The organism is Pectobacterium carotovorum, from assembly GCF_900129615.1.
In the GTDB taxonomy this organism is placed as follows: Bacteria; Pseudomonadota; Gammaproteobacteria; order Enterobacterales; family Enterobacteriaceae; genus Pectobacterium; species Pectobacterium carotovorum.
The window spans coordinates 392,952-408,271 of the sequence record NZ_FQWI01000001.1; the positions used below are offsets into that span (position 1 = coordinate 392,952).

The 15,320-nt window shown below is 47.1% G+C and carries 15 protein-coding genes; 4 read left to right on the plus strand and 11 right to left on the minus strand.

What is annotated here, in order from left to right; translation table 11 throughout:
• Window positions 1-23 precede the first annotated feature (23 nt).
• The 4 genes from BUB06_RS01770 (at window position 24) to BUB06_RS01785 (ending at window position 4,708) form a co-directional block, all read left to right on the plus strand.
• Window positions 24-920, plus strand: coding sequence for a LysR family transcriptional regulator (locus tag BUB06_RS01770; RefSeq protein WP_010275135.1), 897 nt, complete (start codon window positions 24-26; stop codon window positions 918-920).
• Window positions 921-1,101: 181 nt separating this feature from the next.
• On the plus strand, window positions 1,102-2,319 hold the full coding sequence (mlc, locus tag BUB06_RS01775) for a sugar metabolism global transcriptional regulator Mlc (RefSeq protein WP_039473103.1): 1,218 nt from the start codon (window positions 1,102-1,104) through the stop codon (window positions 2,317-2,319).
• Window positions 2,320-2,452: 133 nt separating this feature from the next.
• Window positions 2,453-3,118 carry a dethiobiotin synthase gene (gene bioD, locus BUB06_RS01780; protein WP_039473105.1) on the plus strand — a complete coding sequence of 222 codons (666 nt, stop codon included), beginning with the start codon at window positions 2,453-2,455 and terminating at the stop codon, window positions 3,116-3,118.
• Window positions 3,119-3,220: 102 nt separating this feature from the next.
• Window positions 3,221-4,708 (plus strand): MDR family MFS transporter, encoded by a 1,488-nt coding sequence (locus BUB06_RS01785; RefSeq protein WP_039473107.1) that lies wholly within the window; start codon window positions 3,221-3,223, stop codon window positions 4,706-4,708.
• A 62-nt stretch (window positions 4,709-4,770) separates the two neighbouring features.
• On the opposite strand, the gene BUB06_RS01790 is transcribed toward BUB06_RS01785, so the two are convergent.
• The 11 genes from BUB06_RS01790 to BUB06_RS01840 all read right to left on the minus strand — a co-directional run bounded on the left by BUB06_RS01790 (window position 4,771) and on the right by BUB06_RS01840 (window position 15,302).
• Entirely contained in the window at window positions 4,771-5,070 is a 300-nt protein-coding gene (locus BUB06_RS01790) for a DUF1161 domain-containing protein (protein ID WP_039473109.1), read from the minus strand.
• Window positions 5,071-5,172: 102 nt separating this feature from the next.
• Complete coding sequence (locus tag BUB06_RS01795) at window positions 5,173-5,793, minus strand: hypothetical protein (RefSeq protein WP_010296057.1); 621 nt, start codon at window positions 5,791-5,793, stop codon at window positions 5,173-5,175.
• 165 nt (window positions 5,794-5,958) lie between these two features.
• Complete coding sequence (locus tag BUB06_RS01800) at window positions 5,959-6,309, minus strand: DUF1283 family protein (protein WP_039473112.1); 351 nt, start codon at window positions 6,307-6,309, stop codon at window positions 5,959-5,961.
• 278 nt (window positions 6,310-6,587) lie between these two features.
• A complete protein-coding gene (locus BUB06_RS01805) occupies window positions 6,588-6,794 on the minus strand; it encodes a hypothetical protein (RefSeq protein WP_039473115.1) in 207 nt (68 codons plus the stop codon).
• A gap of 17 nt (window positions 6,795-6,811) precedes the next feature.
• Window positions 6,812-8,329, minus strand: a complete 1,518-nt coding sequence (locus tag BUB06_RS01810; protein ID WP_039473118.1) for a hypothetical protein — start codon at window positions 8,327-8,329, stop codon at window positions 6,812-6,814.
• A gap of 305 nt (window positions 8,330-8,634) precedes the next feature.
• Window positions 8,635-9,384, minus strand: a complete 750-nt coding sequence (gene ydfG / locus BUB06_RS01815) for a bifunctional NADP-dependent 3-hydroxy acid dehydrogenase/3-hydroxypropionate dehydrogenase YdfG (RefSeq protein ID WP_010296052.1) — start codon at window positions 9,382-9,384, stop codon at window positions 8,635-8,637.
• Window positions 9,385-9,590: 206 nt separating this feature from the next.
• The gene (locus BUB06_RS01820) at window positions 9,591-10,775 is read right to left on the minus strand and encodes a pyridoxal phosphate-dependent aminotransferase (RefSeq protein WP_039473121.1); all 1,185 of its coding nucleotides are present in this window, start codon (window positions 10,773-10,775) and stop codon (window positions 9,591-9,593) included.
• Window positions 10,776-11,095: 320 nt separating this feature from the next.
• Window positions 11,096-12,220 carry a nucleotidyltransferase-like protein gene (locus BUB06_RS01825; RefSeq protein ID WP_072013014.1) on the minus strand — a complete coding sequence of 375 codons (1,125 nt, stop codon included), beginning with the start codon at window positions 12,218-12,220 and terminating at the stop codon, window positions 11,096-11,098.
• On the minus strand, window positions 12,220-12,819 hold the full coding sequence (locus BUB06_RS01830) for a Cap15 family cyclic dinucleotide receptor domain-containing protein (RefSeq protein WP_039473123.1): 600 nt from the start codon (window positions 12,817-12,819) through the stop codon (window positions 12,220-12,222). Before BUB06_RS01830 ends, BUB06_RS01825 begins: the two co-directional genes overlap by 1 nt.
• Window positions 12,820-12,863: 44 nt before the next feature.
• Window positions 12,864-13,112 (minus strand): hypothetical protein, encoded by a 249-nt coding sequence (locus tag BUB06_RS01835; protein WP_039473126.1) that lies wholly within the window; start codon window positions 13,110-13,112, stop codon window positions 12,864-12,866.
• Window positions 13,113-13,463: 351 nt separating this feature from the next.
• A complete protein-coding gene (locus BUB06_RS01840; RefSeq protein WP_039473129.1) occupies window positions 13,464-15,302 on the minus strand; it encodes an AAA family ATPase in 1,839 nt (612 codons plus the stop codon).
• Between the last annotated feature and the right edge of the window lie 18 nt (window positions 15,303-15,320).

Consider the following 15,320-nt stretch of genomic DNA (forward strand, 5'->3'; position numbering starts at 1 on the left):
ATCATGATTGATATGTTTAACATATGAATATCGAACTACGTCACCTTCGCTATTTTATTGCGGTCGCCGAAGAGCTGCATTTCGGCCGAGCCGCAGAAAGATTACGCATTTCTCAGCCGCCACTGAGCCAGCAGATTCAAATTCTGGAGGAACAGGTGGGCGCAAAATTGTTGGCACGCAACAACCGGAATGTTCAGCTCACGCCAGCAGGTGAGATGTTCCTGAAAGAGGCCTGGTCGATTATCAGTCAGGTTGATCAGGCAGCAGAGCGGGCGTCCCGCATTCAGCGCGGCGAAATAGGGGAATTAACGATCGGCTTTACGTCGTCTGCGCCGTTTATCAAGAAGATCTCCAGCAGCCTGCTGCGTTTTCGCCAAACCTACCCGGAAGTGCATATTCAGATGATGGAGCTCAACACCAAACAGCAAATCGAACCGCTGCTGAACGGTAAGCTCGATATCGGCATCATGCGTAATAATCCGTTACCGGACGCGCTGGATCATCAGTTGCTGTTGCGTGAGCCGCTGATTGCCGTCGTACAGGAGTCCCATCCGTTAGCGCAGCAGGACGCAGGGCGGGCAATCAACATCACACAGTTGGCAAATGAGCCGTTCGTTTTCTTCTCTCGCGCGGTTGGAACAGCGCTGTATGACGATACGCTGACGCTGCTGAAACGCTATGGCATCAGCCCCTACATTACGCAAGAAGTGGGCGAGGCGATGACCATCGTTGGGTTGGTATCCGCGGGATTAGGCGTGTCCATCTTGCCTGCGTCGTTTTTGCGTATTCGGGTCGATGGCGTGAAATATTTGCTGCTGGAAGAAGAGGACGCCACAACGGAAGTCTGGCTGGTTACGGCACGACATCAGCCGCAAAGTGCAGCAGCGAAAGTGCTGATGTCGCTGATGCTGGGCGGATAATCGTTAAAATATGCGCGCTAAATCACATAACGAATCAAATATTTGACGAGTTTAGTGAAAAGCCCCACCATACCCGCAGTTTTTTTATTTTGCAGCGTGAAAAATAGTCATGCCGCAATAATAAAGATAAATTTTTCAACAGCAGTGCCAGATATAATGCGAATGCGTAGGAGCCAGGTTTGTGATTGCCGACGGTCAACCAGGACACATCGATCAAATCAAACAAATGAATGCCGGTGCAGTGTATCGGCTGATCGATAAGTACGGCCCGATATCACGTATCGAACTGTCCAAACGCGCTCAGCTCGCGCCCGCCAGTATTACTAAAATCGTCCGTGAACTGCTGGAAGCCCATCTGGTGCAGGAAACTGAATACCAGGATGTGGGCAGCAGAGGGCGTCCCGCAATCGGCCTGATTCTGGATACTGAGGCCTGGCACTATCTTTCCGCCCGCATTAGCCACAATACCCTGTTATTGGCGCTGCGCGATCTCAGCAGCAAGCTGGTTGTGGAAGAAGAAATCCCACTTCCCGCCGCGTCGTCACAGCCGCTGCTCGATCGTATTCTGAATGAAATTGATCAGTTTTTTATTCGTCATCAAAAGCGGCTGGAGCGACTAACCGCAATCGCGATTACCGCGCCGGGCATGATTGATGCCAGCAAGGGCATCATTCACCGGATGCCGTTTTATGACGTTGAGGAAATGGCGATTGGCCCGGCACTGGAACAGCGCACGGGGCTACCGGTGTATTTGCAGCACGATATCTGCGCCTGGACGATGGCCGAAGCGCTATACGGCGCCTCGCGCGATTGCCAAAATGTGATTCAGGTGGTGATCGACCATAACGTCGGTGCGGGCGTGATTACCGGCGGTCGCATCCTGCATGCAGGGAGTCGGAATCTGGTCGAAATCGGACACACGCAGGTCGATCCTTACGGCAAACGTTGCTATTGCGGCAACCACGGCTGTCTGGAAACGGTCGCCAGCACGGAAAATATGCTGGAACTGGCGCAACAGCGCATGAATACGTCCATGAGTTCGCTTCTGCACGGCTCACCGCTTAGCGTTGAGAACCTGTGTGACGCCGCGCTCAAGGGCGATCAGTTAGCCAAAGATATCATTAATGATGTCGGTCATAACGTAGGCCGCATTGTCGCCATCATGGTGAATCTCTTTAATCCCGATAAAATTCTGGTGGGATCTCCTCTGAATAAAGCGGCCAGCATTTTACACCCCGCCATTTTAGGCTGTATTCAACAGCAATCATTCCCGCCCTATAGCCACAACATTCAGGTGGAGGCGACCCAATTCTACAATCAGGGCACGATGCCTGGAGCCGCACTGGTAAAAGACGCGCTTTATAACGGATCGCTGCTGGTTAAACTGCTACAGGGATAACCATAAAGGCGTAGAGCAACAAAACATTGCGCTAACGCAAACTGCCTGAATGAGGCATAGCCTAGACTTTCACGCTTGGAAAGCATTTTAGCTGTGCTTGTTTTTTGGTATTCAGGTGGTCTGGAGTTATCCCATGTTGAAACGTATTTTTGTCACTGGTACTGATACCGCCGTTGGCAAAACAGTGGTATCCAAGGCGCTACTGCAAAAACTGGCGCTGGCAGGCAAATCGGTTGCGGGCTACAAACCGATAGCAAAAGGGTGCGAAGAGACAGAAGCGGGGCTGCGTAATAAAGACGCGCTGTTGTTACAAGCCGCCTCCACGCTCGAATTGCCCTATAACATGGTTAACCCCATCGCACTGCGGGAAGATGAAATCAGCGCCAGTGAAGGAACCATTGATTACTGCACGATGACGCAAGGCCTGCGCCACATGGGCGAGGCGGTCGATGTCGTAGTCGTTGAAGGTACGGGCGGATGGCGGACCGTCATGAACGATCTGCGTCCGTATTCCGAATGGGTCGTGCAGGAACAGCTGCCTGTCGTGCTGGTTGTTGGCATCAAACTCGGCTGCATCAGCCATGCGCTGCTGACCGCGCAGGCGATCATCAACGATGGTTTACCGCTGGTCGGCTGGGTCGCTAACCGTATTAACCCCGGACTGGCGAATTACGCAGAAATCATTCACGTTCTGCGAAAAAAAATTCCAGCACCACAGCTGGGTGAACTGCCTTACTTGCCGCGTGCCGAACAACGGGATCTCTCGTCTTATATCGATCTTTCTGCCGTCAGCTATTAATTTCTTTCGTTTTCTATTCCCGCTTCTCTGCGGGAATAAATTTTCTCCGCCACGCCACCTGTTATACTCACAGGCAGTTTTTCTTCTTATCTTGAAAATATAATGAAAACAGAGAATAACCAGCAGCAAACACCTGTCCCACATCGCCATTGGATTTTAATTGCCTGTATGTTGGCCATGTTTACGGCAGCAATTGAAGTGACGATTGTCGCCACCGCGCTGCCCACCATCATCGCGGATTTAGGTGGGTTTTCCCTGTTAGGGTGGGTCTTTGCGAGTTATTTGCTGACGCAGTCGATCAGTATTCCGATTTATGGTCGCTTGGCCGATCTCTATGGTCGCAAAAAAGTTTTCTTCTTCGGCATGATCGTGTTCCTGCTGGGGTCGGTTCTGTGCGGATTTTCGACACAGATGGGCTGGCTGATTGTCTTCCGCACCTTGCAAGGGCTGGGCGCAGGCGCAATAACCCCGATTGCGTTCACCATTGTTGCCGATGTATACAGCTCGACCGAGCGCCCGAAAATTCAGGGCTATTTGTCCAGCGTGTGGGGCGTTTCCGCGATTATCGGCCCGCTGCTGGGGGCGTTTATCGTGCAACATTTCAACTGGGCGCTGGTCTTCTGGGTTAACGTGCCGATTGGGCTATTCTCCATCTTCCTACTGGCTCGCTATCTGCCAACGATGAATGCCGTGCGCCAGCATCAGTTGGACTGGATGGGGGCATTTTATCTGATCGTATCCGTCGCCAGTTTACTGATGGCGTTGCTACAGGCTGAGGTGTTTGGCTACTGGGTGATCCCGCTGCTTGCGATCTCCGCCGTGGGCAGCATTCTGCTGGTTCGACAGGAAAAACGTACGCCGGAGCCGCTGTTTCCGCTGGCGCTGTGGCGCAATCGGGTCATTATCGCCGGTAATCTCGGCGGGTTAGTCGTCGGGGCAGCCATGATGGGTGTGAGCGCCTTTTTGCCGACGTTTATTCAGGGCGTAATGGGTAAAACGCCGCTGGAAGCCGGCAGTATTCTGGCGATGATGTCGATTGGCTGGCCGCTGGCCAGCACGCTAAGCGGGCGCTTAATGCTGTGGACGTCTTACCGGTTTACGGCAATGCTCGGCGGTATTGTGCTGATTATCGGTAGTCTGACTCTTCTGACCGTTCAACCGGACAGCAATCTTATGTGGGCACGGCTCGCGGCATTTTTGATCGGTTCGGGAATGGGGCTGAGTAGCACCACGTTTCTGGTATCAATACAAAACTCGGTGGACTACTCCATCCGCGGCATTGCAACGGCCTCCGCCATGTTTACCCGGATGCTGGGTTCCGCGTTGGGAACGGCAATCCTTGGCGCCACGCTGAACATCAGTCTGCACTGGCGATTGCCGGACGTGAGCGATCCACTCCAGACGCTCATGGATCCGGCCAAACGCATCCTACTGAGCGTAAATCAGCTCGATACGCTGGCATCGCAAGTCGCCTCGTCAATCCACGGCGTATTTATCGTTTCCGCACTCATCGCGGCTATCACGTTGCTTTCCGCCAGAATGATCCCGGTAAGCCAGCGACCGGGGCAGGCTGAAACCGGACAAAAGTAACGGTAAAAGAAAAGGCGCGAAAGCGCCTTTTGAACATCTATGCTGAACATCCAGAGGAAGGGTTACGGTGTGGTCGTCGGCTGACCTTCTGCTGGCGCTGGCGCACTTTCCGTATTGGCGTCGCCCTCAGCATGGCGAGTGTAAACAATCTTGTGAGTATCACTCTCGCAGTGACCGACCACCTGACCACCGGCCTGATTCACCTGATCGTTCGGTACGATATCCAGCGTAAAACCGGATTCTGGTACGCCATTGGCGATGATTTTCTGGGCAATATCCGCTTTCACACTTTCGCAAGATGCCTGTGCAGCCAACGGAGCAACCAGGAATAACGCGGCACCAAAAATGACGTTTTTTTTCATCTTTTGATCCTTTTCTCTGAAAAAGTCCCTTTGAGTATATCAAACGATGACGATAACGCGAAAAAGCCGCGAAACCCGGCCATCACTGATGGCCGGAGAAGGTTAAACGCAGGGCCCAGTGGCGCAGCCATACATCATAAAGAGTGGGAAAAGGATAACAGCCGGAACCATGAGGGGAGCAAGTAGCACTTCTTCGCCGGAGTTATCGCTGTTATTGATAACCACAGGAATGGGCTGCGGTAGGCGACCCTGTGTTGTCGGGCTGACCAGTGAGCCGTCTTTTTTACTAAATGTGCCATTCGCGCTAAACGTGACTTCACCTTTTCCCATTGCTGAAGGAATTCTCGCCGCGTAAAGCTCGCGTAAATCGACCAACTGCTCTTTGGTTAGTTGGCGTGTGTCGATCATGTTTTTATAGCTTGCATAGACTTGACCATTATTACGGAGAGAAAAATCGACCCTCACGCCCGTGATGATGTCTTTGTAATCACGATAAAACGCGTAATAGTCCTGATACTCTTTTTGAGCGCGGGCGTCAGAGAATTTATAAACGTAGGTAGCAGACTCCGCGATAAGTGTCCCGTTGTCATTGGTGATCGCCGTGATGTTATCCGTCTTCGGATAGGTGCTTGCGCACGAACTGACCAATAGACACATGATAAACACACCCCACAGTTTGATGTGAAAAGGGCGTGAAAATAATCGAGCTAAATCCATATTCATCCTGATGCACTCCATTTGGGATAAAAATGCGTGTTGCTACGATATAGCGATAATCGTTGAGTGTAACGGTGATGTCACCTTCGGATACAGGCTAATTTGCTGCACCATTTTTTTGTACTACAAAGAGAAAAGGGGAAACCCACGCCAGAAGGCGTGGGTGAAAAATCAGGGGGTAACGGGGCGGCCAGTACGACGATCGAGGCAGCGATCGGTGGTGTTTTCCCAGTAAGCATTGACGTTGTAGCTGGCGTTGCATTTTTCACGCCCATCAATCGCTTTTTCAGTTTTATCGAATTCCTTCTCAACGCGGTTATTGACTTTATTACGCAATGAGCGGGTTGAATCCCATTGTTCCTTGCTTTGGCGCGCCGCTTCTTTTGATAACGCGCTGTCGCCGGAATCAACAATGATATGGCGCGTCTCTGCCAGTGCAGCAGGCTGCCAGGCAGCGGAAACGATAACCAAAGAAAGCGGGATGAAGGCCCGAATCAAAGAAGAAAAAGAGTAGTGGTTCATGTTTCACCTTGACAGAACGAATGATAAAAACAAACGCCGATGCTGCAGAACGATAAAGCGCACGGCAAGCGATAGACAACAAAAGACGACCGCCGTTCCCTGTAACCCCCGCGCTTCGTGCAAAACGAAAGGTTACCTATAGTTAGAAGTATACATCCTTCGCTTCAACTGTATCTCAATAACTTCGCCAGAGAGTGCTTTCCAAAGAGGAAAAACACCCTGCCAGCGAGCCGCTGGCAGGGTGAGAGACTATGACCTTACGTTGTTCAATACGCTAACTAATCGATATGTTGGGCCTCAATTTCTTTGCTATCAATTTCCGTTATGGTAATCGCGTTATGCGCTTCAAAAGCACTATCGACAATTTTCTCCATCAAGTGACTCTCGGTCATCCTTAACGAGTTGGTTTTTAAATTAACGCTATTTTTGAAATTGATCTGTATGGTGTTATTACGCACGGTTTGGCTCATGTTTACCAGGCTCATTTCTTATCTCCATGTATTTATAAAATTGGCTCAGGCGTATATTCAGCATCAATGGCCGTGGCCATTAGCACACTGTTTGTTAAGTCTGTTCTGGTAAGCGGGTTGACACAGGCACTATCCACTAAATCAATTCTCACTGAATTATTAATCAGGCTGGCACAATCAATAATCTCATCCAAGAGTTGACTATTGACCATTTTCAATGTGTTGTTGTTCACATTTGCGCTGCTGTTAATGTGTATGTTAATGCTTGAGTTATCACTTAATACCGCGCTATCAATAATTTCGTCAATGAGCTCTGCCTCATTCAAATTAAGCGTATCACCGATGACTTCGGCAGAGCGCTCCAGTCTTATATCTATGGTTGACGTCGAGATATCGGTAGTATCGATGATTTCATCAATAAGTTCTCCTGCAATAATTTCTACCATGTTCGATTTAACACGAACAGACTCTCTGATAATAATATTTATTGCGCTTGATTTAATCGTTCCACTTGCGTCTATTAGCTCATCAATTAACTCTCCTTCATATATCCGAATAGTATCCGCATCGACGTTAGCCAGTTTTTGTAAAGTAATTTCTATACTACTATCGTGAACGGATAGCGTATCAATGAGCTCATCGACCAACTCTCCCGAAATGACCTCCACCGTATTGGCTTTAACACAGGCTGACTCCTCGAAAACAATCGTTATATGGCTTGTGTTGATTGTGCCGCTGGCATCGATTAGTTCGTCAATTAACTCGCCTTCGTTTATTCTCACGTTATCTGCATAGACATTTGCGATATTGTGCAAGGTGATCTCTATGTTGCTATTGCTAATTGATTGAGTATCAATCAGTTCATCAATCAGCTCTCCTTCATATATTTTTACCGTGTGGGCATGTACCGTTGCGACATCCGACGCCTTTATGTAAATTTGGCTATTGGCAATATCAAGACAATCAAGCGTCTCGTTGAGTAGTTGCCCTGCATAGATGGTTAACTGTCCCTGGTTATTGAGACTCTTTACCTGAGCACTACTTCTGACCTCAATGTGCAGTTCCACATTATCCAGCTGACTACCATTTTCAGGTATATTGATTAACTCCTCAATTAAACTTCCGCCATCAATGATTAATATACTGGAGGCATTTAACAGATTTACATTGGCCGAGTTTTCAATTTTTATACTGACAATAGCATGCTTGCCAATTGTGCCATTGATAATAGAGGCAATGAGCGAGGACTCCTCATCATCTGTTTCATTAATCGGAGTAGTGGCTAGCGTTAAACTTCGGCTGACTTCCACATTAGCGCTATTAGAAATAGTCACATTAACTTTCGCACGTTCACCAACGTTTTCAATTAATGGAGGGATTAATGCGTGCTTTATTTGTCGAAACTCAGCGATATCGACAACTTGGTTAGCGACGTCAGTTATGAAAATATCTAATTCTTCATCTGCATTCACAGTGAGCGGTTGTTTAAAATCATAAGGCTGACGTTCGCTTTTATTTCGAGAGAAATACATTCCTTGAGCAGTGCTCATGACTGAATCCTATAATTAAATGAATTGGGAATAGGTATGGCATTACGCCAATATAGCGTTTTATCTATATTGATTTCACGGTAATGCGTGGGGGGATAATACGTCCAGCTCATCTTTATTCATGTAAAGTGAATTGCAAATAGAAACAGACGAATTCATTAATTAATAATAAATGGCTCAGTGATTATATTTATCGGAATGTTTAATGTGATAATTATTTTCGACCAAATTAAAAGATGTGGTTGCCCAATAGAAAAGGGCATGAAACAGCGTTCATGCCCTTAATTTTTGTGTTTCGGTAATGATTAACCTTCGCGATGTACACTTAGCCCAGCAAAAGATTGGCTGACCGGCATCATTTCCAGCGTGTTGATGTTGACGTGTGCTGGCAGCGTGGCAACCCAGAAAACAGCTTCAGACACATCTTCAGCCGTCAGCGGCGTTGTGTTGTCATAGGTTTTACTGACTTTGTCGTCGTTACCTTTGAAACGCACGGCCGAGAACTCGGTTCCACCGACCAGACCCGGTTCGATATTCGTTACGCGGATTCGGGTACCAGACAGATCGGCACGTAATCCCAGGCTAAACTGCTGTACGAACGCCTTGCTGGCACCGTACACGTTACCGCCCGCATAAGGCCAGTTTCCTGCGGTAGAACCGATGTTGATGACGTGACCGATATTACGCTCCACCATAGCTGGCAGCAGCGCGCGTGTCATGAACACCAGCCCTTTGTTGTTGGTATCGATCATATTTTCCCAATCGTCTACCGATGCTTTATGCGCAGGCTCCAGACCCAGCGCCAGCCCGGCGTTGTTCACCAGCACATCAATCGTCCGCCATTCGGCTGGCAGGGTGGCAACGGCCTGTTCAATCGCCTGACGGTCGCGCACATCCAGTTTTAACGGATACAGCGCATCGCCCAATTCCGCTTTTAGCGCATCCAGACGTTCCTGACGGCGGCCGGTCGCGATCACTTTATGACCCGCACTAATAAATTTACGTGTAATTGACTCACCAAACCCAGCCGTTGCACCGGTAACAAAAATAATCATGCTCTTATTTCTCCCTGACCGTTTTCATATTTTGCTTGTGCCTGATATCACTATAAATAATGAAAGGCATGCGATCATTTAGCCGCGCAATTCCCCGTGGGTCAAGCGTTACTCCGGTTTCAACGATGTGGTTTGGGAAGAATCGCCCCTCAGAACGAGGGGCGGATCTCGAGCCATAGCGAGTGCAAGAGCGGTATGACGGAGGATTAAATCCAGTTTTTGTTACGGAATTCACGCATGGTATCCGCAACCCACTGCATTTCCTGCGGTGTCCCCAACGAAATGCGACACCAGTTATCCGCAGGAGGAAACGCACGGCCAATCAGTACACCCGCGTCTGCCATATGCTTTTGGTAATCCTTGAGCGGCACGACCAATTGGTGGAAAACAAAGTTTCCCTCCGACGGTAAGTACGGCAATTTCAGGTCATCGAGCGCTTTCAGCAGGATTTGGCGCGACACATCATTACTCTTTTTGCTGTAAGTAATGAATGCCGAGTCGTCCATAGATGCTAATGCGGCATCCACGCCGCTAAAGTTGATTTTTTCGCCCGCGACATACTTTCCCATCAACGCAATGACGTTGGGATGGGCGACGGCATACCCAACGCGCATACCGGCCATCGCGTGTATTTTGGAGAAGGTTTTGAGCAAAATAATGTTCTCTGCGCCTTGGGTAATCATCGGCGAAATAGAACGAAAACGTGGATCGTTGACAAACTCGGCGTAGGCCTCGTCAACGATAAACATCGTATTGGCTGGCTTGCTGGCAATCCACGGTTCAATTACATCCGCAGGCGTAATCGTGCCCGTTGGGTTATTCGGATTGACCAGATAAACGATGGAAGGGCCGCTGTAACCAGCAACGGCCGCTTTTAGCCCTTCAATATCGAACGCCCAATTGTCGAGCATTTTGACTTTCGTGACTTTAATGCCGGCAATTTTGGCAAAATGTTCGCCGTCGCCATAGGTTAATTCAGGAATCACCAGTTGTGCATTCAGCGATGCGTAGGCTTCAATTGCCGCCCGGATGCCTTCGGACGATCCGGCCGTCAACAAGATGGAAGGGGCCTCGACCTGATGATGCGCCGCCAGCTTATCGCCAAGCAGTAAAATTTCATTCTTTGCATAGCGGTTGGCTTTCACGACGGCCTCACGCGCGGCGGCCTGCGCCTTGGGCGACATACCCAGTGGGTTTTCATTAAAGTTAATACGGATTGGATTAGCGGCCGACGGTGCGGTAAATGCAGCATTCTCAGGCTGTGTCTCGGCAAAAACCCGCGAGCTTAACCCTGTCGTTACCGCCGCCGTTCCCAGCAGGGCGCCAGAAAGTTTTAATAATGCTCTGCGTTTCGGGTTTAACACGTCGCTTTCATTGATTAAAAAATTCATCAAAACACTCTCCTTAGTTACATAATGACAGGAGAGCTAAAGCATAAAGCGCGCCAACTTCCTTAATTGATGGAACGCTAATGCCTTGTCAAATAGTTAAAATAACATTTTCTTACGACAAGCATGCCCGTCTGGCGGGAAATGCTGCGTTTTCTGATGCGCTGATTAAAGGTAAGAAAAACTGGTTGATTCATCGAGTGATTAAATCGAGTGATATGAATTGATTATGCAAAGGAGCGATCATGACGCATGCAATGATGCATCATGATGCGTTTGCTTTATGAAGTCGCGACGGCGGATTATCGGCTTCCCCTGAACCTTTAACTAAATCCAGTAACGATAGACTTAGTTATTAACTTACTAACATCTTTAGTAAAATCGTTGGGGTATATATCTTGATATATTGATGAAAATAAATCACTGACCTCATTACTTAGTATATCAAGTGCTTCATTTTTTTCATCATTATTAAAAACGGCCCTTGTAGCATCAGGAACTAATAATGAATCTCGTAGGTGTTTGTCATCTATTAATTTTTCAAGCCATATATGAAGTCGTTCAACAAGTAATAATGGAAGGTATTCAGAGCAATTAAGCTTTTCATCCATATGATATGCTATACTCGTTAAGTCGAAGCTAGAAAGTTTTTTAGCTTTATTTTTTTTATAGTCAGGCATATCAGCCACTATGTTTTTCATCAGCCTAACTATTTTTTTTAAATTCCCAGAATAATACTGGTCTTTATCTTCAACCTTTTTTATATGAAGGAAAGGTCTGTTCTCTATAAATTTATGCTCTGATTTGTCATATATTTTAACAATTCTATCATGTTGTTGTCTTGAGCGTTGATAGTCATGAGTATCAAACCAGCACCCTGGAACTATATCCACTTTTCTGGCAAGACTACCACCACTAATTGATATTGATTTTCTATTAGAACAATTGACGTTAGCCTGATGATATCTACTCGTAAGTTTTTCCTCTGAAACTAAGCGAATTTCCTTTACTTGAGTAATCATATCCCGCTTATCAGGAGCATCTATATAACTTGTAGATGATAAAATTGGCTGTTGGACTAAAAGAACATCCTTTTTTAATATCAGCATATCTACATCTGAATGACCTTCAATATGAATATCAAGTGCCACAGAACCTTGTAGTTTAAACTCAGTGCTTATGCCTGATGTATTAAGCATGCTAATAAGAGTATTGGCAACACGCTCCCCCTCTTGAATTGACACATTCGTCGATGTCGGATTTACAGGAGCCATAGCACCAATCACATATTTTATTGAATCACTCTCTCTCACATTTTCATAAAACTCGTTAGGCCGCGAATCATAAAAAGATGAAAAAGATTCATTACCGCTATTCAATGCAAAAAGTTGTGCAGATCCTTGACGTCTATCTTTGAGTTTTTTTAATCGGTCGCCAAAATTAATCATTATTCACCACGCGTCAAATACATTTTACCGAAAGTACGTCTGCCATTGCTGTTAAAATACGCAGCCTCACCAGATTTTAGATTCTTATCAAAAAGGACTTCACAGTAACCTCTGTGTGAGTTTAATTCATGGTACTGTGATACATCAGGAGAATTAGCATAACTATAGTGCAATATCCATCCTCCACGTGTGCCCGGTTTTTTAGCGAGAGTGGCAGTATAGCTCCCGCTGGAGCTTTGTTTTGTTTTCAGATTTATGCTAATTCCTTCCCAAGTTTGTTCTATATCGATCTCAGCATCCCAATTGTACTTAACAACACCATCTTCTTCGGACAATGTTTCCCCTTTTATTGACCAGCAGCCATTGAGATCGGGTATTTTAAAGAACGGAATTTTCCAAGCATAATGATTAAAAAGCCAATGTAATAGAAAGTAAACAAGTGCTGTTGAAATAGTGGCGCTGGCCATAAAGCTAAAACCATCGACCTGTCTAATCCATAGAATAATACTTGAGATGAAACCAGTAATGACAACAGAAGCGGTACCAAGATAGCGGCCGATCGTTGTTCGACTATGACCAAAAATTGCGTAATCGTGCATCTACCTAATCCTATCAACCAAGAGGAATCTAAGCTCCTCTGAACTTATCTTTCTTTATTAGCTTGAGCTAAGATACTCGCGGCCAATGCTTTGGTATTTTGGCTGTACTTGCTGCGTTGCAACACCATAGAGGCAAAGGATTCCATCTCTGCACCTGTTTGCTTACCAGATGTAACTTGTGACAATGCAGAAGCAGCAAGAGAACGAGCTGTCGCGGATGAGTTTGGATTATTAAGCAATTGGCCTGCAAGTGTTGCAATCTTACCAGAGGTGATTTTTTTATTGGTACTCATGACTATATCCTGTGTATTTTGTTTTTATAAATACCACATGTAGTGCTTTCATGATAAAAAGAACGATACCTGATCTGATCAAGACGATCAAGTAAATGATGGATATATCCTGTTGATTATTTTCACGCTAAAAAAGTATGCCAGAGACTGGTTTTTCCGGTTGAGTGGTCCCCGAAAGTAGCTACGGATTATTTCAAATTCATGCGCATCAGATAAAAACTAGCGAGTGCTGCTTTTATCCTGAAACGTTTTACGCCAGTCGGTCGGACTCACGCTAAAACGCGGTTTGAACTGCTGACTGAAATTCCTGCCTCAGGATGAGGCAGGAATAAGAGTAACCACCCGATTGATTTACGCTTTCGACTGTATGCGATCGCGGTACCGATTGAGTTCTTCCAGCTTGGCCGATGCGGCCTGCTTACGTTTGAAGGCAATGTCCTCGATCTGGCTTGCCGAGGTAGTGAGGTAGGATTTAAGCTCATCTCCGGTCAGGTACGTGCCGCTCAATTTATTCAGCTTGCTCCAACCGTCTTTGAAGTTATCCACAAACTTGGCTGACACGATGCCAACGGCCTGCCATTCAGCCGTTTGAGTGATGAAGAAATCATTCGTGTTCCGTTTGATGCGTTTCGTGAAACTTTTCGTCGGCTGATTCCGATCGAGCGCTTTCTGGAGTAGCTCTGACTGCTCGGTCGAACTTTCTACGACGCTCTGCATGAAATTCGCAAACGTTTTGAAGAAAAAAGAGATTTCGACAATAATTTCACGCATCCGCTTCAGCGCTTTGAGGCTCAGCCCCAGAGACTGGATCGCCAGTTGGATGGTTTCTTCTTCAGTCCGCTGTCCCTTCAGTAACGCATTGATCTTTACCAATTCCGCCGCTTGTGTACGTTTCTCTTTTTCATAAGCCTCGACCTTTTCCAGCATTTTCATCTGCATGTCGCGGAGACCCGTCGCCTGTTTTTCTTGTTTCTCTGCCATTTTTCCCATGTTATCGCCAAGGGAATCCAGCGCGGCATTTAAGGCTTTCAGCGCGGTTTCTGCCGCCGAAATCTTGCTGACCTTTTCTTTGATTTCTGCACTGTTGTCTTTGATTCTATTATCGAGAGATTCCAGCTGCACCGCTTTCGTGTCTGCATCGATCTGTGCGTCTTCTTCAATTTTTTCCTTTTCGGCCGTCAGCTCCTGATTCTTCTTCTCCAGCTCAGCTTTTTCGCGCTCAGCGGTCGTTTTTTCGGTACGTTTGTCAGCAATTTTTCCCTTAGTTTCTATTGCCTTCGCGGTTGTGTCGTTCTCTTCTGTCGCAGTTTCCGCATTGATCAACTGTCGTGCCGTAGAGTTGACTGAGGCGGCAACCAGCGATGTGCCTCCCGTGGCGACCCCTGTGATGCCAGCGGTAATTGCCGGAACCATGGATGAAATCATCTGTGCGCCGACGCTCACGATAGACATAATAAAAGCGCGGTCCTCGGCCGTTTCTGCTTGCGATTTATATTCGTTCGCCATTTTTTCATACTTGGCGATATCGTTTTGCAGGTCTTGTACCAGGCTGTCCAGTTTTTCGCGTTGTGCGTTGTTCTCGGCAATTTCTTTTTCTATTTTTTCCTTATTTTTCAAACGTGAAGATAGCGCCAGTTCTCCCTGCTGTGTCGTCTTGGTGGTATCGTCAATAATGCTATCGTAGGTATTTGCGATCTTTGTCAAATCGGCACTGACCCGCTCAGCCCGTTTCTTGATTTCTTTAGCCAGATCCACTAAATCCTCGCCAATAAAATCTTGCAGATCCTGAGGATTATTGCTGTCACGGGCCTCCGCCCAATCACCGAACAGGGTGCGTAATAATTTGATAATCCGTTCAGCATCCGTCGACGCGCCGCGCATTTTCTGTTCGCTTTCCTGCTGAGCCGCAATCAGGCGACTCATCAACTTATCAATCTCAACCCTGATCTTTCCTTCTTCCTGGGGCGTTGTGTTGTAGGCGATATAAAGCAAATCGATAGCGTTATCGGTGTCTTCCTTGGATCGGGAAACGTCATAGGTGCCCTCAATCCTCCTGATGTAATCCTCAACCAGGGGGTGGTTGACATCAGGCAACGCCACGTTATTACTGTCCAGAATTTCCTCGACTTGGGCGTCAATACGTTTATTGACATCGAATTCGATACTGACAATTTGATTTTCAGCAGCCATGTGTATCTCCTCAGATTC

Coding starts and splice junctions, on each gene's coding strand:
- BUB06_RS01825 (WP_072013014.1), bottom strand. CDS start 12,220: ATGATTAATTTTGGCGACCGATTAAAAAAACTCAAAGATAGACGTCAA.
- BUB06_RS01785 (WP_039473107.1), top strand. CDS start 3,221: ATGAAAACAGAGAATAACCAGCAGCAAACACCTGTCCCACATCGCCAT.
- BUB06_RS01820 (WP_039473121.1), bottom strand. CDS start 10,775: ATGAATTTTTTAATCAATGAAAGCGACGTGTTAAACCCGAAACGCAGA.
- BUB06_RS01790 (WP_039473109.1), bottom strand. CDS start 5,070: ATGAAAAAAAACGTCATTTTTGGTGCCGCGTTATTCCTGGTTGCTCCG.
- BUB06_RS01840 (WP_039473129.1), bottom strand. CDS start 15,302: ATGGCTGCTGAAAATCAAATTGTCAGTATCGAATTCGATGTCAATAAA.
- BUB06_RS01800 (WP_039473112.1), bottom strand. CDS start 6,309: ATGAACCACTACTCTTTTTCTTCTTTGATTCGGGCCTTCATCCCGCTT.
- BUB06_RS01810 (WP_039473118.1), bottom strand. CDS start 8,329: ATGAGCACTGCTCAAGGAATGTATTTCTCTCGAAATAAAAGCGAACGT.
- BUB06_RS01830 (WP_039473123.1), bottom strand. CDS start 12,819: ATGCACGATTACGCAATTTTTGGTCATAGTCGAACAACGATCGGCCGC.
- BUB06_RS01795 (WP_010296057.1), bottom strand. CDS start 5,793: ATGAATATGGATTTAGCTCGATTATTTTCACGCCCTTTTCACATCAAA.
- BUB06_RS01835 (WP_039473126.1), bottom strand. CDS start 13,112: ATGAGTACCAATAAAAAAATCACCTCTGGTAAGATTGCAACACTTGCA.
- BUB06_RS01770 (WP_010275135.1), top strand. CDS start 24: ATGAATATCGAACTACGTCACCTTCGCTATTTTATTGCGGTCGCCGAA.
- BUB06_RS01805 (WP_039473115.1), bottom strand. CDS start 6,794: ATGAGCCTGGTAAACATGAGCCAAACCGTGCGTAATAACACCATACAG.
- bioD (WP_039473105.1), top strand. CDS start 2,453: ATGTTGAAACGTATTTTTGTCACTGGTACTGATACCGCCGTTGGCAAA.
- ydfG (WP_010296052.1), bottom strand. CDS start 9,384: ATGATTATTTTTGTTACCGGTGCAACGGCTGGGTTTGGTGAGTCAATT.